A 17361-nucleotide genomic window follows, 5' to 3' on the forward strand; every position below is an offset into this window, starting at 1 on the left:
GCCCCGCCCCGGCCCGCCCGCCCGCCCGCCCCGGGCCGGAGCGCAAACCGGGTGAGCCCGGAGCGGCGGGCTGGCAGGATGCCGGGATGGACGAGATCATCCGCGCCGCGGGCGCACTGCTGGGCCGGCCCCTCCGGGACCCGGTCGACCTCGGCGGCAGCCCGCGGAGCACCGTACTGCGCTGCCGGACGGCCACCGGCGGCAGCGTGATCGTCAAGGCGTTCGCGGACGAGCCCGAGGCGCTGCGCGCGTACACCGGCGAAGCCGCCGGACTCTCGCTCGGCCTGGCCGGGCCCGAGCTGCTCGCCGCGGACGCCGAACGGCGGCTGCTGGTGATGGCGGACCTGGGGAACGCGCCGACCCTGGCGGACCTGCTGCTGGGCACCGACCCGAAGGCCGCCGAGCGCGGCCTGCTGGAGTGGGCCCGCGGCCTGGGCCGCCTGGCGGCCCGCTCGGTGCCGCGGCGCGCCGAGTTCGCCGCTCTCTGGCAGCGCCACGGCCAGGGCCTGCCGAGCTGGGAGGACGAGCCGTGGCAGCGGCAGAACGCCGACGCCTTCCTCGGCCTGCTCACCGAGTGCGGCCTGACCGCCCCGCCCGGGCTGGCCGACGAGCTCGCCGCGGTCGGCACCGCCGACGGCGAGCGGTACCCGGGCTTCACCCCGGGGGACACCTGCCCCGACAACAACCTGATCACCCCGCAGGGCCTGCGGCTGCTCGACTTCGAGGCGTCCGGCTACCAGTCGGTCTTCCTGACCGCCGCCTACTGCCGGATGCCGTTCTCCAGCTGCTGGTGCGTCTACCGGCTGCCCGCCGGCCTGGCCCGGCGGACCGAGGAGGCGTACCGCGCCGAGGTGGTGACCCGGTACCCGGACCTCGCCGAGGAGGCGCTCTGGCAAGCCGGGATTGCCCGGGCGGCCGTGGTCTGGACGGTCGACTCCACGCTGCACCTGCTCCGCCGGGCGCTGCCCGAGGACGGGCCGATGCACCGCACCCGCCGCCCGGTGCCCACCCGCCGCCAGGTGCTGCGCCACCGCTGGACGAGCGCGCTCCGGCTGCCGGGGCACCCGGCCTTCACCGCGACCGTGCGGCTCCTGCTCTCCGAACTCGCCGCGGGGTGGGACGCGCCCGAGCTGCCCGGCTACCCGGCGTTCCGCGGGGCGCCGGGCCCGGGCGGGCTGCCGGGCGCGTTGCGGTGAGGTAACGCCGGCCCGACATCCCCTTGACCGCGTATCGGCGTGATTGCATACTCACTTCCCGACGGTTAATCGATTAAACAGAGCGGGATCGAGGTGCGGACGGCCATGGCACGGGTGCGGATGTCCGATGTCGCCGCCGCGGCAGGGGTGTCGACGGCGACGGTGTCGTTGGTGCTCAGCGGGGCGGGCGGCGACCGCATCTCGGCGCAGACGCAGGCGAAGGTGCGGGAGGCGGCCGAGGCGATCGGCTACGCGCCCAACTCGGTGGCCCGCAGCCTGCGCACGCAGCGCACCCGGATGATCGGGCTGCTCTCGGACACCATCGCCACCACGCCGTTCGCCGGCCGGATGCTGGCGGGAGCCAACGACGCGGCCCGCGAGCACGGGCACCTGGTGGTGCTGGTCGACACCGACGGCGACCGGGCGCAGGAGCGGCAGGCGGTGGAGGCGCTGACCGGGCAGCGGGTCGACGCGATGATCTACGCCCGGATGTGGCACCAGGTGGTGGACGCCCCGGCGGGTCTCGCCGAGGGCAGCGTCTTCCTGGACTGCCGCCCCGCGAGCGGGAACTGGCCGGCGGTGGTGCCGGACGACCGGGAGGGCGGGGTGGCGGCGACCCGGGAGCTGGTGGCCGCCGGGCACCGGCGGATCGCCTACCTGGACGCCCCGGAGGGCAGCGGCGTGGTGGCCTCGGTGCTGCGGCACCAGGGCTACCTGCAGGTGCTGGCCGAGGCGGGCATCGAGCCCGACCCGGCGCTGCACGTGCGGGGCGAGACCGATGCGGGGGGTGGGAGAGCCGCCGCCGAGGAGCTGCTCGACCTGCCGGCCGACCGGCGGCCGACCGCGCTGTTCTGCTTCAACGACCGGATGGCGATGGGGGCCTACACCGCGGCCCACCGCCGGGGCCTGCGGATCCCCGAGGACCTGTCGGTCGTCGGCTACGACGACCAGCAGCTGATCGCCGCCGAACTCGACCCGCCGCTGACCACCGTCGCCCTGCCGCACTACGAGATGGGGCGCTGGGCGATGGAGGTGGCGCTCAGGGAGCGGACGGCCGACCCGGCCGAACCGCACCGGATGGAGTGCCCGGTCATCCGCCGGGACTCCGTGGGTCCGCCGCCGTCCCCGGGAGTTGGCCGGTAGCGGCGGCGGACACCTCGCAGTACTCCCAGCACGCGGCAGTTGGCGCTGCCGTCCGGCTGGTGCAACCACACGGCAGTTGGCGCTGCCGTTCATGCGGGGCCGACTTGGCGGTCGGTTCCCGGAAAGGGACCCCCTGTGCGCAATCCCCTCGCGATGGTAGCAGCGGCGAGCCTGCTCGGTACGGTCGCGCTGACCGGCTGTGCCAAGGCCAGCCACGACGGCGCGTCCGCCGGCGGCGGGCCGACCCGGATCACCATGTGGACCCACTCGGCGGGCAACCCCGGCGAGCTGGCGGTCTACAAGAAGATCATCGACGACTTCAACGGCTCGCAGGACAAGTACGAGGTCGTCCAGCAGAACTTCCCGCAGGGCTCGTACAACGACGCCGTGACCGCGGCCGCCGCCGCCCGCAAGCTGCCCTGCCTGCTCGACATGGACGGCCCGATCATGCCGAACTGGGCGTGGGCCGGCTACCTGCAGCCGCTCGGCCTGCCCAGCAGCCTCACCGACTCGCTGCTGCCCACCACCGTCGGCACGTACCGGGGCAAGGTGTACTCGGCGGGCTACTGGGACGCGGCGCTGTCGATCTTCGCCCGGAAGTCGGTGCTGGAGAAGAACGGCATCCGCATCCCGACCGTCGACCGGCCGTGGACCCGCGCCGAGTTCGACGCCGCGGTCGGCAGGCTGAAGGACTCCGGCTACCGGACCCCGCTGGACCTGGGGGCCGCCGACAAGGGCGAGTGGTGGAGCTACGCCTACGCGCCGATGCTGCAGAGCGCCGGCGGCGACGAGCTGGACCGCAGCACCATGGAGTCCGCCCGGGGCGCGCTGAACGGGCCGGAGGCGGTGGACTTCTTCACCTGGTTCCAGCAGGCGTTCAAGAAGGGCTGGGCGAACAGCGACGGCCCGGTCGGCAACCAGAACTTCATCGACGACAAGGTGGCGCTCAGCTACACCGGGGTCTGGAACGCCAAGGACGCGCTGGAGAAGGTCGGTTCCGACCTGCTGATCCTCCCGCCGGTGGACTTCGGCAAGGGCCCGAAGATCGGCGGCGGCTCCTGGCAGTGGGGCATCTCCGCGGGCTGCGGCAAGGCGCAGTCCGAAGGGGCCCGGGCGTACCTGGAGTTCAGCTTCCAGGACAAGTACCTGACCGACTTCGCCGACAGCCAGGTGGTCATCCCCGCCACCGCGAGCGCCACCGCGGCCTCCAAGTACTTCGGCGCGAACGGCGAGCTGCGCCAGTTCGCGGTGCTGTCGCAGAAGTTCGCGCTGGCCCGGCCCGCCACCCCCGGCTACCCGGTGGTCTCCAGCAGCTTCGAGAAGGCCGCCAAGGACATCATGAACGGTGCCGACGTCAAGTCCGCGCTGGACGCCGCCGTGCAGGCCGTCGACAGCGACATCAAGTCGAACAACGGCTACGGCACCGGTAACTGACGCAGCGGCGAACGACGGCCGGGCGGCGTGCGCGCCGCCCGGCCGCCGGAAAGGCGTGACCCCATGACGGCGACCTTCCGCCTCGACACCCCGGCCGACCCCGGCCGCAACGACCAGACCTCCGACCTCGGCCGCAACGGCCCGTCCCCCGGCCCCGGCCGCAACGACCCGTCCTCCGACCCCGTGGCCCGGGGCGCCACCGGGGCTCCCCGGCGCCGGCGCGAGCGGCCGGGCGCGGCCCGCCGCGGCGAGGCCAGGGCCGGCCTGGCGATGGCCTCGCCCGCGATCCTGCTGCTGCTGGCCTTCCTGGTCGTGCCGGTGCTGCTGGGCTTCGTCCTGTCCTTCACCAACGCCCGGCTGGTCTCCCCGGAGCCGCTGCGCTTCGTCGGCCTCGACAACTTCGTCCGCGCGTTCACCGTGGACCCGACCTTCTTCCGCTCCGCGCTCAACACCTTCGCCTTCGCCGCGGTGGTGGTGCCCGTGCAGGCCGGGTTCGGCCTGCTGCTGGCCCTGCTGGTCAACCAGAAGATCCGCGGCGTCACCGCGTTCCGGGTGATCTTCTTCATCCCGGTGGTGACCTCGATCGTCGTGGTCTCGATCCTGTGGAAGTTCATGTACCAGTCGAACGGGCTGATCAACTCCTTCATCGACTCGGTCACCCTCGGCGCCTGGCAGGGCACCGCGTGGCTGAACAACCCGAGCACCGCGCTGTTCGCGATCATCGTGCTGTCCGTCTGGCAGGCCGTCGGCTTCCACATGCTGATCTGGCTGTCCGGCCTGCAGACCGTCCCGGAGGAGCTCTACGAGGCGGCCCGGATGGACGGCGCCGGCGCCTGGCGCCAGTTCAAGGACGTCACCTGGCCGTGCCTGCGCCCGACCAGGATCTTCGTCCTGATCACCATCACCATCGCCGCGCTCGGCCTGTTCGTGCAGATCGACGTGATGACCCAGGGCGGCCCGGTGGACTCCACCACCACGCTGGTCTACCACGCGGTGCTCACCGGCTACCGCCAGCAGCAGATCGGGTACGGCTCGGCACTGTCGCTGCTGTTCTTCGTGATCGTGCTCGTCATCGCGCTGATCCAGCGCCACCTCACCCGCGACAAGGACTGACCATGGCCGAGAACGCACGCGCGCCGCGGGCGCGCACCCAGCCGGGCGAACGGCAGCTGCGCCGGCGCCGCCGGGTCTGGTCCTACCTGGTCCTGGTCGGCCTCGCGGTGTTCTTCCTCTTCCCGCTGGTGTTCATGTTCGTTTCCAGCCTCAAGCCCGACGGGCAGATCCTCTCCGACATCGGCGGCTGGCGGGCCTTCCTCCCGGTCGGCGACACCAGCCTGCACAACTACGGCGCGGTGTTCGACCGGGTGCCGGTCGGCCGGTTCCTGCTCAACTCGCTGCTGGTGACGGTGGCGATCGTCGGCCTCGGACTGGTCGTCAACTCGATGGCCGGCTTCGCGCTCTCCCGGCTGCGCTGGCGCGGCCGCGGCCTGGTGCTCAGCGTGGTGATCGCCACCCTGATCGTCCCGTTCGAGACCATCGCCGTGCCGCTGGTCTACTGGGTCGCCCACCTGCCGACCCTGCTGTTCCAGGACGGCGCCGTGGTGTACGACATCGGCTGGCTGAACAGCTACAAGGTGCAGATCGTCCCGTTCGTCGCCAACGCCTTCTCGATCTTCCTGTTCAGCCAGTACTTCTCCACCATCCCGACCTCGCTCGACGAGGCCGCCCGGATCGACGGCGCGGGCTGGTTCACCATCTACCGGCGGATCGTGGTGCCGCTGTCCGGCCCGGCCTTCGCCACCGTGGCGATCCTGACCTTCCTGCCCGCCTGGAACCAGTACCTGTGGCCGACCATGGTGGTCCAGGACGAGAAGCTGCGGCCCGTGATGGTCGGCATGCAGTACTTCTTCCAGGACAACCCGGCCTGGGGCGAGATCATGGCCTACACCTCCATGATCACCCTGCCGGTGCTGGTGGTCTTCCTCGCCTTCCAGCGCTCCTTCGTCAGCAGCGTCGCCGCGAGCGGCGTCAAGGGCTGACCCCCGCGCCCCCCTTCCCCTCCTCCCCTCCGGACGACTCGCCGACCCCGCCGCCCGCCGCGGCCGAGGGTCCGCGCGCCCTGCCCTGAAAGGCCCTCATGTTCACGCTGCCCGACTCCTGGGTCTGGGACTTCTGGTTCGCCGACGACGGCGAACAGCACCACCTGTTCTTCCTGTACGCCTCCCGCGCGCTGCACGACCCGGAGGCCCGGCACTACCGCGCCTCCATCGGCCACGCCGTCTCCACCGACCTGGAGAACTGGACCCGCGTCCCGGACGCGCTGGTGCGCGCCGACGCCCCCGCCTTCGACGACCTCGCCACCTGGACCGGCTCGGTGGTCCGGCACCCCGACGGCACCTGGTTCCTCTTCTACACCGGCTCCACCCGCGCCGCCGGCGGCAAGAACGTCCAGCGGATCGGCTACGCCACCTCCACCGACCTGACCACCTGGCACAAGGCCGGCGCCAACCCGGTGCTGAGCGCCGACCCCGCCTGGTACGAGACGCTCGACGCCGGGCAGTGGCACGACGAGGCCTTCCGCGACCCCTGGGTGTTCCCCGACCCGGACGGCGACGGCTGGCACATGCTGATCACCGCCCGCGCCACCACCGGACCGGCCTTCGAACGCGGCGTGGTCGGCCACGCCGTCTCCCCCGACCTGCGGCACTGGGAGCTGCGCCCCCCGCTGTCCGCCCCCGCGCCGCACGGCTTCGGCCAGCTCGAAGTCACCCAGACCGAGGTCGTCGACGGCAAGCCGCTGCTGCTCTTCTCCTGCCTCGCCGAGCACGCCTCCGACCGCCGCCGCGCCACCGGCACCCGCGGCGGCATCTGGGCGGCCCCCGCCGGGAGCCTGCTCGGCCCGTTCGACGTCGACGCCGCCCGGCAGGTCACCGACGACCGCTACTACAGCGGCAAGCTGGTCCGCCGCCGCGACGGCTCCTGGGTCCTGCTGGGCTTCCACCACACCGGCCCCGACGGCGCGTTCACGGGCGGGGTCAGCGACCCGATGCCGGTGGCCTGGGACGGCCGCCGGCTGACCGTCGAAGCGCCGGCCGCGGGAACCACGGCCGGAAGCCCCCGCGCCCTCGTCCACTGACCCCGCGCCACCTCCCCTCCCCCACGCCCGCCGACCCCGCGCCACCTCCCCTCCCCCACCCAGGAGTCCGAGCATGACCCCGCGCTCCCCGCTCCACCGGGCCGGCCGCACCCTGCGGCTCGGCCTGGCCGCCCTGTTCGGCCTCGTCCTGACCGCCGCCGCCACCGTCGCCCCCGGACCCGCGGCCCCCACCGCGGCCCGGGCGGCCGACAGCTACCGGTCCGTCTACCACTTCACCGTGCCCGACCACTGGAAGAACGACCCGCAGCGGCCGGTCTGGTTCGACGGCGCGTTCCACTCCTACTACCTCTACAACGCCGACTACGGGCAGGCCGTCGGCACCGCCTGGCGGCAGGCCACCAGCACCGACAACGTGGCCTTCCACGACCAGGGCGTGGCCGCGCCCAAGAAGACCAACGCCAACTACGACCTGTGGTCCGGCTCGGCCGTCGTGGACACCGGCAACACCGCCGGGTTCGGCGCCGGGGCCGTGGTCATGATGGTCACCCAGATGGACCACCCCACCCCCGCCGAGATCGCCGACGCCTCCGGCCCGCAGGCCCAGTTCCTCTGGTACTCGACCGACGGCGGCCGCAACTTCCGCCCGTACGGCGACACCCCGGTGCTGCCCAACGGCGGCCGCAAGGACTTCCGCGACCCCAAGCTGGTCTGGGACGCCGACCGGCAGCGCTGGGTCGCGCTGCTCGCCGAGGGCACGAGGATCAGCTTCTGGACCTCGCCCGACCTGAAGACCTGGACCCGGGCGTCCTCGTACGACAACTCCGGCCTCGGCACCCTCGAATGCCCCGACCTGTTCCGGCTCCGCGCCGACGACGGCACCGTGCACTGGGTGATGGGCGCCAGCGCCAACGGCTACCTGACCGGCGACCCCAACACCTACGCGTACTGGACCGGCAGCTTCGACGGCACCGCGTTCACCCCCGACCGTGCCGCCCCGCAGTGGCTCGACCACGGCTTCGACTGGTACGCGGGCGTCACCTGGGAGGACCCCGCCGCCCCGCTCGACCACCGGTACGCCACCGCCTGGCTCAACAACTGGACCTACCCGTACACCACCCCGACCTGGGCCGCCGACGGCTTCAACGGCACCGACGCGATCACCCGTCAACTCTCCCTCCGGCACTACGCCGACGGCTACGCGCTGGCCTCCCGGCCCGCGCCCGCCCTCGACCAGCACGCCGCGAAGGTCACCGACCTGGGCACCGTGCAGGTGAACGGCCTCACCACCCTGCCCTACCGCGGCACCGCGTACCGCCTGGACGCCGACGTCAGTTGGAGCGCCCTGGACAACCTGGGCGTCCAACTGCGGGTCTCCGCCGACGGCACCCGGCACGCGGACGCCGGCATCCACCACGACTACAGCTACCTGAACCGCGGCCGGACCGGGAACCCGTCCCCGGACGGCTCGCACCTGGAGTCGCACGCCCCCTGGGACCCGGCCCGCACCACCGCCCACCTCACGGTCCTGGTCGACCGCACCAGCGTCGAGTACTTCGTCGACGACGGCCGCCGCGTCCACTCCGACGAGGTGTTCGCCGACCCCGCCGACGACGGGCTGAAACTGTTCACCAGCGGCGGCGCCGCCACCTTCGCCCACCTCACCGTCACCGAGTACCCCGACCTCTCCCAGCGGCCCGCCCGGCTGCTCGCCGACTTCGAGGGCGGCGCGTACGCCCCCGGCTGGACCGGCACCGGCGACCTGGCCGGCACCGCCCCGACCGCCGAACAGCTCCCCGGCTCGGTCGGAGCGGCGGTCCTGGACACCTTCGCCGGCCGCGACGGCGCCACCGGCACCCTCACCTCGCCCGCCTTCACCGTCGACCGCACCCACCTGCACCTGCTCCTCGCCGGCGGCGACCACCCGCTCGGCACGCCCGGCGCGACCAGCGTCAACCTGCTGGTCGACGGCCGCCCGGTGCGCACCGCCACCGGCGACGACAGCGGCACCATGCGGCCCGTCGACTGGGACCTCACCGACCTCCAGGGCCGCACCGCGCAGCTCCAGGTCCTCGACGACGCCACCGGCGCCTGGGGGCACCTGATGGTCGACCAGGCCACCCTGAGCGACTGACCACCGGGCGGGCGGCGCACCCGGTGCGCCGCCCGCCCCTCCCACCCCCTCACGGAAGCAGCCCGGCACCATGCCCGAACCCGTCCCCGCCGACACCGACTTCCTCGTCATCGGCGAGTGCGTCGCCGACATCGTCCGCACCCCCGGCCGCCCCGACCGCCCGCACCCCGGAGGCAGCCCCGCCAACGTCGCCTACGGCCTGGCCCGGCTCGGCCGGCGCACCGCGCTGCTCACCCAGCTCGGCGACGACCCGTACGGCACGCTGATCCGCGACCACCTGGCCGCCGCCGGCGTCACCGTGCTGACGGACGGTCAGGACCGACCGACGCCCACCGCGATCGTCACCCTCGACCCGGCCGGCAGCGCCTCCTACGAGTTCGCCGTCGGCTGGACCCTCGCCCCCACCCCGGCGCCGCGCGCCCGGCACGTCCACCTCGGCTCGCTGGCCTCCGTGCAGGAACCCGGCGCGGCGGTCGCCCGCCGCCTGCTCCGCGCGGCGCGGACCGCCGGCGCCACCGTCTCCTACGACCCGAACGTCCGCCCCGCCCTGCTCGCCGACCACCCGGCCGCCGTCACCGCGGTCGAGCACTGCGTGGCGCTCAGCGACCTGGTCAAGGCCAGCGACGAGGACCTGGCCTGGCTCTACCCCGGCATCCCGGTCCGCGACAGCGCCGCCCGCTGGCTCGCCCTCGGCCCCGCCACCGTCGTCGTCACCCGCGGCAGCCGGGGAGCCTTCGCCCTCACCCCCGCCGGCGAGACCACCGTGCCCGCGCCGCCCACCACGGTCGTCGACACCGTCGGCGCCGGCGACTCCTTCATGGCCGCCCTCCTCGCCACCCTCGACGACCCCCGGCCCGCCCTCGACGCGGTGGCCTCCGCCCTGCGGACCGCCGCCACCGCCGCCGCCATCACCGTCTCCCGCGCCGGAGCCAATCCGCCCACGACCGCCGAACTCGCCGCCGGGTCCGCGTAGCCGGGTGCGGAGCCGGCCCGTCGCGACTCGTGGCGACGTGTGCGCACCCGCGCACCCGCGCGCCCCCGGGACCGGCCTACGATGGCCGGATGGACAACCGCGCGCAGGTCGCAGCTGCCACCCACTCGCATCAGCACACCGGCGGCGAGCGCCTGGAGACGGCCGCCGCGGTCCTCGCGCTGCTCGCCGACCGGACCCGGCTGGCCCTGCTGGAGCGGCTGGGGCGCGGCGAGGCCGACGTCACCACGCTGGTCGAGGCGACGGGCGCGGCCCGGCCCTCGGTCAGCCAGCACCTGGCGAAACTCCGGCTCGCCGGGCTGGTCGCCACCCGCCGGGACGGCCGCCACGTCGTCTACTCGCTGCGCCACGGCCACCTGCGCCGCCTGGTCGACGAGGCGCTGAACGTCGCCGACCACCAGCTCGGCGCGCTGCCCCCGCACGACTGACCCGCCCTGCCGCGGCGTCCGCGGCCCGTTTTCGGCATCAACATGTGCATCCATGCGCACATGTTGATTACCCTGGTGGGGTCACGCCACCTTCCAACCGGGGACGGGCCGATGCTTTCCGTGCTGCGCAACCGCACCTACCGCCACCTGTTCGGCGCCCAGGTCGTCGCCCTCGTCGGCACCGGCCTGGCCACCGTGGCACTCGCCCTGCTCGCCTACGACCTCGCCGGCGCGGACGCCGGGGCGGTCCTGGGCACCGCGCTGGCGATCAAGATGGTCGCCTACGTGGCGATCGCGCCGGTCGCGGGCGCGCTGGCGGGGCGGATACCCCGGCGGGCGCTGATGGTCGCCACGGACCTCACCCGGGCGGGCGTCGCCCTCGCGCTGCCGTTCGTCACCCAGGTCTGGCAGGTCTACCTGATGGTCTTCCTGCTCCAGGCCGCCTCCGCCGCGTTCACCCCCACCTTCCAGGCCACCATCCCCCAGGTCCTGCCCGCCGAGCGGGACTACACCAACGCCCTGTCGATGTCCCGGCTCGCCTACGACCTGGAGTCGCTGTTCAGCCCCGCCCTCGCGGCGGTGCTGCTGACGCTGGTCCCCTACGACTGGCTGTTCGCCGGGACGACCGTCGGCTTCCTCGCCTCCGCCGCCCTCGTCGTCTCCGCCGTCCTGCCCAAGGCCCCCCGGGCGGAACGCACCGGCGGCGCGTACGGGAACGCGGCCTTCGGCTCCCGCCTGTTCCGGGCCACGCCCCGGCTGCGCGCGCTGATCGCCCTCGACCTCGCGGTGGCCGCCGCCGGGGCGATCGTCTTCGTCGACACCGTCGTCGTGGTCCGCGAGCACTTCCACCGCCCCGCCGGGGCCGTCTCCCTCGCCCTCGGCGCCTACGGGGCCGGCTCCATGCTCACCGCGCTGGTCCTGCCCCGGGTCCTGGCCCGGGTCAGCGACCGCGCCGTCATGCTGCCCGCGGCCCTCTCCCTGCCCGCGGTCCTCGCCGCCACCGCCGCGATCACCGCCGCCGCGCCGGGCAGCGCCGCCTGGATCGCCCTCCTCGCGGCCTGGGCCCTGATCGGCGCCGCGAGTTCCGCCGTCCTCACCCCGGGCGGCCGCGTGATCCGCCGCTCGGCCACCGACGCCGACCTGCCCGCCGCGTTCGCCGCCCAGTTCTCCCTCTCGCACTCCTGCTGGCTGCTGACCTACCCGCTGGCCGGCTGGCTCGCCGCCGGAGCCGGGCTGCCCGTCACCGCCCTCGTCCTCGGTGCGGTCGCCCTCGCCGCCGCCCTCGGCGCCACCGCGCTGTGGCCGCGCCACGACCCCGACGCCCTCCCCCACGTCCACACCGACCTGCCCGCCGGCCACCCCCACCTCGCCGCAGCCCGCCCGACCCCCGCCGGCGCCTGGTCCCACGACCACCGCTACGTCATCGACCGCGACCACCGGCACTGGCCCCGGCCCGCCTGACGGAGCGCCGGGCGGCGGGGCTCAGCGGCCCCGGGCGGCCGCGTGCTTGACGAGTTCGAGCAGGGCTTCGAGGTCGTGCGCGGCCTCGGCGGCGCACAGGACGGTGAGCGCGGCGAGGCCGCCGAGCGCGGTGGCGGTCCAGGTGCGGCCCCCGGGGGCGGGGGCGAGCAGGGCGGTGACCCGGCGCGGGACGGGGCCCAGGGCGGGGCGGGGGCCGGGGCGCAGGCGGCCGAGGAGGGCCAGGGCGGTGGCGGGGACGCGGGTGCGGGCGCCGGTGCGGCGGGCGGCGAGGGCGGCCTTGCCGATGGTGCGGGCCACGCGGGCGCGGTCGCCGGTGGTGGCGGCGGCGCTCTCGTCGGCCCAGCGTTCGACGGTGTAGCCGACGGCGGCGGCGAGCGGGCGCAGCAGCGGGTTGGCGGTGGCGGCGAGTTGGGCGAGCGCGACGAACAGGTGGTGGCGGTGGGTCAGGTGGGCGCGTTCGTGGGCGAGCAGGACCTGGTGCTCGGCGTCGTCGAGGGCGCCGAGCATGCCGGTGGAGACGACGATCCGGCCGGGGCGGCCGGGCATGGCGTACGCCTCGGCGGCGGGGTCGTCGACGACGACGAGTTGGTCGCGGCCGGCCAGGCAGGCGGCTTCGCGGGCGGTGGCGGCGAGGGTGCGGATGCGGCGCTGGAGCATGGTGGCGGCCATCGCGGTGAGGACGGCCAGGGCCAGGGCGGCGAGGGCGGCGACGGAGAGGGCGGCGGGGTCGTGGTGCTGGGCGGCGGTGGCCGACCAGTGGTGGTGGGCGAGGCGGGCCAGCAGGGGGATGCGGATCAGGCCGGTGACGGCGAGCATGCCGAGGGCGGCGGTGCTGGCGGCGGCGAGGACGAGTGCGCCGGTGGTCAGCAGCCAGGTCGCCGCGCGGGGCGGGAGCCGGTCGCCGGCCCGGGGGGCGAGGAGGGCCGCCAGCAGGGGCAGCAGCAGCGGCAGGTAGACGGCGACGCGCACCGGGCAGGCCCTACTTCCCGTCGAGGAGCCGGCGCAGGAACTCCTCGTCGGCGTCGGAGAGTTCGTCGACGAAGCGGGTGAGCACGGCTTCGCGGTCGCTGCCGCGCTCCAGGGTGCGGCGCATGGTGCGGGCGGTGAGGCCGGAGTCGTCGGCGGCGGCGGTGTAGGCGAAGGCCCGGCCGCGTTTGGCGCGTTCCAGCAGGCCCTTGTCGTGCATGCGGGTCAGGGCGGTGACGACGGTGGTGTAGGCGAGCCGGTCGTCGACCCGTTCCTGCACCTCGCCGGGGGTCAGCGCCCGGGGTGCGGCGGCGCGCAGGGCGGCGAGGATCTCGGCCTCCAGTTCGCCCTTGCCCCGCCCGGGAGCCGGTTCGTGCACGTCCATGACTTGGTCGCCTCCTGCGCCGTCTTCTACATTCCACGTAGAAGTTCTACGTTCCACCGTAGAAGTTCCTGCCCATCCAGCAGTCTGCCACGCCCGCGCCCCGAACCCCGCGCCGGGCGGTGAACCCGGGAGGACGTGCCGTGAGCACAGCAATGGCCGCCGAGGCCCCGCCGCAGGCCACCGCGGCCCGCGCGAAGGCGCTGACCAAGGCGTACGGGCGCGGCGAGACGCGGGTGACCGCGCTGGACGCGGTCGACGTCGACGTCCCCGCCGGGCAGTTCCTCGCCGTCATGGGGCCCTCCGGCTCCGGCAAGTCCACCCTGATGCTCCCCCAGCCCCGAGGGGGGCTGGGAGGTGCCCCCCTCCTGGCGGGCCTGGACACCGCCACCTCCGGGCAGGTCTTCCTGGGCGACACCGAGATCACCGCGCTGAACGACCGCAGGCTCACCCGGCTGCGCCGCGACCGGATCGGCTTCGTCTTCCAGGCGTTCAACCTGCTGCCCACCCTCACCGCCCTGGAGAACATCACCCTCCCGCTGGACATCGCCGGCCGCGCCCCCGACCCGGCCTGGCTGGAGCGGGTGATCGACACCGTCGGCCTGGCCGGACGTCTCAAGCACCGGCCGGCCGAACTGTCCGGCGGCCAGCAGCAGCGCGTCGCCTGCGCCCGGGCGCTCGCCGGGCGGCCGGAGATCGTCTTCGCGGACGAGCCCACCGGCAACCTCGACTCCCGGGCCGGCGCCGAGGTCCTGGGCCTGCTGCGCGGCTCGGTCGACGACCTCGGGCAGACCGTCGTGATGGTCACCCACGACCCCGTCGCCGCCGCCCACGCCGACCGCGTGCTGTTCCTCGCCGACGGCCGCACCGTCGGCGAGCTGCTCGACCCGAGCGCGGACGCGGTCCTGGACCGGATGCGCGGCTTCGACGGCACCGGACGGACCAGCTGACGATGATCAAGGCAAGCCTGCGCAACGTCCTCGCCCACAAGGGCCGCCTCGCCCTGTCCACCCTCGCCGTCCTGCTCGGCGTGGCCTTCGTCTCCGGCACCCTGGTGTTCTCCGACACCGTCAACGCCGCCTTCGCCGGCATCTCCGGCTCCACCGCCGCCGACCTCACCATCAAGCCCAAGCAGGCGTTCGTCCCCGAGGTCGAGGACCGCGGCGTCTCCGGCGAGACGCCCACCCTGCCCGCCGGCGCGGTCGCCGAGGTCGCCGCCGTCCCCGGCATCCGGGCCGCCCGCGGCCAGGTCGCCCTGCAGAACCTCACCGTCGTCGACCGGGACGGCAGGGCCGTCGGCCCCACCACCGGCGCGCCCACCCTCGGCCAGAACTGGACCGACGACCCCCAGGTCCACCTGGCCCAGGGCCGCGCCCCCACCCGCGCGGGCGAGATCGTCCTCGACGAGGCCAGCGCACGGCACAAGAACCTGCACCTCGGCGACCCGCTGCGGGTCCTCACCCCCGCCGGCTCCGCCCCCGGCACCCTGGTCGGCACCGTCACCTACACCACCGGCAATCCCGGCCTGACCATGGCCTACCTCGACACCGCCACCGCCCAGCAGCAACTGCTCGGCAAACCCGGGCAGTTCACCGGCATCACCGCCGACACCGCCCCCGGCACCAGCCGCACCGCCGCCCAGAAAGCCGTCAAGTCCGTGCTCGGCGACGCCTACTCGGTGGCCACCAAGGAGGAGCAGGCCGCCACCGCAGCCCAGCAGATCAGCTCCTTCCTCTCCGTCGCCACCACCGCCCTGCTCGGCTTCGCCGCCCTCGCCGTCCTGGTCGGCGTCTTCCTGATCCTCAACACCTTCTCGATGCTCGTCGCCCAGCGCACCCGCGAGATCGGCCTGCTGCGCGCCCTGGGCGCAGGCCGCGCCCAGGTGCTGCGCTCCGTGCTGCTGGAGGCCCTGCTGCTCGGCCTGGCCGGCTCCACCCTCGGCCTCGGCGCGGGCATCGGCCTCGCCGCCGCACTCACGTCGCTCGTCTCCCGCTTCGGCGTCGACCTGTCCGGCACCGCCCTGGTCATCGGCCCCGCCACCCCGGCCGCCGCCTACGCCGTCGGCGTCCTGGTCACCCTGCTCGCCGCCTACCTCCCGGCCCGCCGCGCCGCCCGGACCACCCCGATGGCCGCGCTGCGCGAAGCCGCCGTCCCGCCCGAGCCCCGGCCCGGCCGCCGCGCCGCCCTCGGCACGGCCCTGCTGCTCATCGGCGCGGGCCTGCTGTACGGCGCCGCCACCCACCACGGCACCCTCACGATCGCGGGCGCCCTGCTCGGCGGCGGCATCACCGCCACCCTGCTCGCCATGGTCGTCCTCGGCCCCGCCCTGACCCGGCTCGTCGTCCACACCCTGGGCGCGCCCCTGCCGGTGCTGTTCGGCGCGGTCGGCCGGATCAGCCGCCTCAACGCCGTCCGCAACCCGCGCCGCACCGGCGCCACCGCCGGCGCGCTGATGATCAGCCTGTCCCTGGTCGGCGCGGTCGCCGTGCTCGCCGCCTCGCTCACCACCTCCGTCGACCGCGACGTCGACGCCACCTTCGGCGCCGACTACGTGCTGACCGGCAACGGCGCCACCCCGATCGGCCACGAGGTCACCGACAAGGTCAGGGCCGTCCCCGGCGTCGCGGCCGTCACCCGCCAGCGCTACGCCCTCGCCCACCTGAACGGCTTCCAGGTCGCCGTCTCCGGCGTCGACACCGCCACCGTCGACCGCGCCGTGCGCCCCCAGTACGTCGCCGGGTCCACCGCCGACCTCACCACCGGCAAGGTGATGATCGACCGCACCACCGCCGACGCCGACCACCTCGCGATCGGCTCCCGGGTCGAACTGCACTTCCAGAACGGCGCGGTGGGCACCCTCACCGTCGCGGCGATCACCAACCCCCCGGCCGGCGCGGGCAAGGACGGCGGCACCTGGGAGGTCTCCCTGGACACCCTGGCCCAGTACGCGCCCGAGGCCCAGGACTTCACCCTCTACCTCAACACCGCCCCCGGCGCCGACCCGCAGCGCCTCCAGAACGCCCTGGAAACGGCCCTGACCGGCTACCCGCAGGTCACCGTGCAGAGCCAGGCCGACTACAAGAAGACCGTCACCGGACAGGTCGACACCGTCCTGTACCTGATCTACGCCCTGCTCGCGCTGGCGATCACCATCGCCGTCCTCGGCGTCGTCAACACCCTCGCGCTCTCGGTGATCGAGCGCACCCGCGAGATCGGCCTGCTGCGCGCGGTGGGCACCTCCCGCGCCCAGATCGGACGGATGGTCCGCCTGGAGGCCGTCCTGATCTCCGTCCACGGCGCCCTGCTCGGCCTCGCCCTCGGCCTGGCCTGGGGCGTCACCGGCCAGAAGGTCCTCACCCTGTACGGCATCACCGCCCTCACCGTCCCCTGGAGCACCATCGCCGCCGTCCTCGCCGCCTCCGCCCTGGCCGGCCTCGCCGCCGCCCTCCTGCCCGCCGCCAGGGCCGCCCGCACCCGGGTCCTGACCGCCGTCGCCGCCTGAAGGCCGCTGCAAGCCGCCCTACTTCAGCACGGTCGCCGCGGCCACGAACATCGGCAGGGCCAGGAAGAGCCGGTCGGTCCCGGCCCGCGCACGCGTGCACGATGGTGCGGGTGAGGGCCGGGTCGTCGGAGTCGATGACGGAGGTGTCCCGGTCCTGGCCGACCAGCGTGATCCGCCCTCCGGGGGCGAGCACCCTGCGGGCCTCTGCCAGCCCCCGGTCCGGCCCGGCCAGTTCGTGGAACACCTCGTCGGCCCGGTAGCCGTCCACGGAGCCGTCCGCCAGCGGCAGTTCGCGCGCCCCCGCGATCCGGATGTCCGCCCCGGGCCACCGGTCGCGGGCGGCGGCGAACGCGACTCGACGGGCCGCGGGTCGATGGGCACCGGCCCGGACTCCCGGCCCTTTCCACTTTCCTGACGCCCGGTCGGCGGGAAGACCGCGTCGGCCTCCGGGACCGTGACCGGGTCTCGAAGGCCGACGTTTCACCGCGGGCCCGGGGTGACCGGCGGGCCCGGCCGGTTCACCGGGTTCAGCCGGTCTGGACGGCGGTGTCGTCGATCACGAAGGAGGTCTGCAGCGAGGAGTCCTCGACCGCGTTGAACTTCACCGTG

General features: G+C 74.5%; 14 protein-coding genes and 2 pseudogenes. 12 read left to right on the forward strand and 4 right to left on the reverse strand.

Features of this window, described 5'->3' with window-relative positions:
- The 10 genes from IH44_RS0134190 to IH44_RS0134235 all read left to right on the forward strand — a co-directional run.
- Positions 1-1196: hypothetical protein (locus tag IH44_RS0134190; protein ID WP_369795030.1), on the forward strand; the 1196-nt coding region annotated here is incomplete at its 5' end.
- 105 nt (positions 1197-1301) lie between these two features.
- Entirely contained in the window at positions 1302-2339 is a 1038-nt protein-coding gene (locus IH44_RS0134195; RefSeq protein ID WP_030463707.1) for a LacI family DNA-binding transcriptional regulator, read from the forward strand.
- Between the two features lie 135 nt (positions 2340-2474).
- Positions 2475-3773, forward strand: a complete 1299-nt coding sequence (locus IH44_RS0134200; protein ID WP_232795190.1) for an ABC transporter substrate-binding protein — start codon at positions 2475-2477, stop codon at positions 3771-3773.
- 63 nt (positions 3774-3836) lie between these two features.
- Positions 3837-4886 carry a carbohydrate ABC transporter permease gene (locus IH44_RS0134205; RefSeq protein WP_081967304.1) on the forward strand — a complete coding sequence of 350 codons (1050 nt, stop codon included), beginning with the start codon at positions 3837-3839 and terminating at the stop codon, positions 4884-4886.
- A gap of 2 nt (positions 4887-4888) precedes the next feature.
- Complete coding sequence (locus tag IH44_RS0134210) at positions 4889-5812, forward strand: carbohydrate ABC transporter permease (protein WP_030463710.1); 924 nt, start codon at positions 4889-4891, stop codon at positions 5810-5812.
- A 98-nt stretch (positions 5813-5910) separates the two neighbouring features.
- The gene (locus IH44_RS0134215; RefSeq protein WP_030463711.1) at positions 5911-6909 is read left to right on the forward strand and encodes a glycoside hydrolase family 68 protein; all 999 of its coding nucleotides are present in this window, start codon (positions 5911-5913) and stop codon (positions 6907-6909) included.
- A gap of 73 nt (positions 6910-6982) precedes the next feature.
- Positions 6983-9001 (forward strand): glycoside hydrolase family 32 protein, encoded by a 2019-nt coding sequence (locus IH44_RS41855; protein WP_035957262.1) that lies wholly within the window; start codon positions 6983-6985, stop codon positions 8999-9001.
- 70 nt (positions 9002-9071) lie between these two features.
- Positions 9072-9974 carry a carbohydrate kinase gene (locus IH44_RS0134225; protein ID WP_030463713.1) on the forward strand — a complete coding sequence of 301 codons (903 nt, stop codon included), beginning with the start codon at positions 9072-9074 and terminating at the stop codon, positions 9972-9974.
- Between the two features lie 89 nt (positions 9975-10063).
- Complete coding sequence (locus IH44_RS0134230) at positions 10064-10420, forward strand: helix-turn-helix transcriptional regulator (RefSeq protein ID WP_030463714.1); 357 nt, start codon at positions 10064-10066, stop codon at positions 10418-10420.
- A 111-nt stretch (positions 10421-10531) separates the two neighbouring features.
- Complete coding sequence (locus tag IH44_RS0134235) at positions 10532-11881, forward strand: MFS transporter (protein ID WP_030463715.1); 1350 nt, start codon at positions 10532-10534, stop codon at positions 11879-11881.
- A 21-nt stretch (positions 11882-11902) separates the two neighbouring features.
- Here IH44_RS0134235 and IH44_RS49550 read toward each other — a convergent pair whose 3' ends face one another.
- Together IH44_RS49550 and IH44_RS0134245 are read right to left on the reverse strand one after the other, a co-directional pair.
- The gene (locus IH44_RS49550) at positions 11903-12871 is read right to left on the reverse strand and encodes a M56 family metallopeptidase (RefSeq protein WP_030463716.1); all 969 of its coding nucleotides are present in this window, start codon (positions 12869-12871) and stop codon (positions 11903-11905) included.
- Positions 12872-12881: 10 nt separating this feature from the next.
- Positions 12882-13253 carry a BlaI/MecI/CopY family transcriptional regulator gene (locus IH44_RS0134245; protein ID WP_107066699.1) on the reverse strand — a complete coding sequence of 124 codons (372 nt, stop codon included), beginning with the start codon at positions 13251-13253 and terminating at the stop codon, positions 12882-12884.
- 152 nt (positions 13254-13405) lie between these two features.
- On the opposite strand from IH44_RS0134245, the gene IH44_RS0134250 reads away from it, so the two are divergent.
- Positions 13406-14200 carry an ABC transporter ATP-binding protein gene (locus IH44_RS0134250; protein WP_030463718.1) on the forward strand — a complete coding sequence of 265 codons (795 nt, stop codon included), beginning with the start codon at positions 13406-13408 and terminating at the stop codon, positions 14198-14200.
- Positions 14201-14202: 2 nt separating this feature from the next.
- A complete protein-coding gene (locus IH44_RS0134255) occupies positions 14203-16752 on the forward strand; it encodes an ABC transporter permease (RefSeq protein WP_030463719.1) in 2550 nt (849 codons plus the stop codon).
- 181 nt (positions 16753-16933) lie between these two features.
- Here IH44_RS0134255 and IH44_RS49860 read toward each other — a convergent pair.
- Positions 16934-17236, reverse strand: a pseudogene (locus IH44_RS49860) (methyltransferase domain-containing protein); the annotation flags it as partial.
- Positions 17237-17279: 43 nt separating this feature from the next.
- Positions 17280-17361: pseudogene (locus IH44_RS49865) on the reverse strand (neutral zinc metalloprotease); the annotation flags it as partial.

The sequence above is a fragment of the Kitasatospora sp. NRRL B-11411 genome, from assembly GCF_000721345.1.
In the GTDB taxonomy this organism is placed as follows: Bacteria; Actinomycetota; Actinomycetes; order Streptomycetales; family Streptomycetaceae; genus Kitasatospora; species Kitasatospora cineracea.

What these genes read in the sequence shown, in the direction of transcription:
- IH44_RS0134215 (WP_030463711.1), top strand. Translation starts at nt 5,911, where the DNA reads ATGTTCACGCTGCCCGACTCCTGGGTCTGGGACTTCTGGTTCGCCGAC.
- IH44_RS0134195 (WP_030463707.1), top strand. Translation starts at nt 1,302, where the DNA reads ATGGCACGGGTGCGGATGTCCGATGTCGCCGCCGCGGCAGGGGTGTCG.
- IH44_RS41855 (WP_035957262.1), top strand. Translation starts at nt 6,983, where the DNA reads ATGACCCCGCGCTCCCCGCTCCACCGGGCCGGCCGCACCCTGCGGCTC.
- IH44_RS0134235 (WP_030463715.1), top strand. Translation starts at nt 10,532, where the DNA reads ATGCTTTCCGTGCTGCGCAACCGCACCTACCGCCACCTGTTCGGCGCC.
- IH44_RS0134245 (WP_107066699.1), bottom strand. Translation starts at nt 13,253, where the DNA reads ATGGACGTGCACGAACCGGCTCCCGGGCGGGGCAAGGGCGAACTGGAG.
- IH44_RS0134255 (WP_030463719.1), top strand. Translation starts at nt 14,203, where the DNA reads ATGATCAAGGCAAGCCTGCGCAACGTCCTCGCCCACAAGGGCCGCCTC.
- IH44_RS0134250 (WP_030463718.1), top strand. Translation starts at nt 13,406, where the DNA reads ATGGCCGCCGAGGCCCCGCCGCAGGCCACCGCGGCCCGCGCGAAGGCG.
- IH44_RS0134210 (WP_030463710.1), top strand. Translation starts at nt 4,889, where the DNA reads ATGGCCGAGAACGCACGCGCGCCGCGGGCGCGCACCCAGCCGGGCGAA.
- IH44_RS0134205 (WP_081967304.1), top strand. Translation starts at nt 3,837, where the DNA reads ATGACGGCGACCTTCCGCCTCGACACCCCGGCCGACCCCGGCCGCAAC.
- IH44_RS0134225 (WP_030463713.1), top strand. Translation starts at nt 9,072, where the DNA reads ATGCCCGAACCCGTCCCCGCCGACACCGACTTCCTCGTCATCGGCGAG.
- IH44_RS0134230 (WP_030463714.1), top strand. Translation starts at nt 10,064, where the DNA reads ATGGACAACCGCGCGCAGGTCGCAGCTGCCACCCACTCGCATCAGCAC.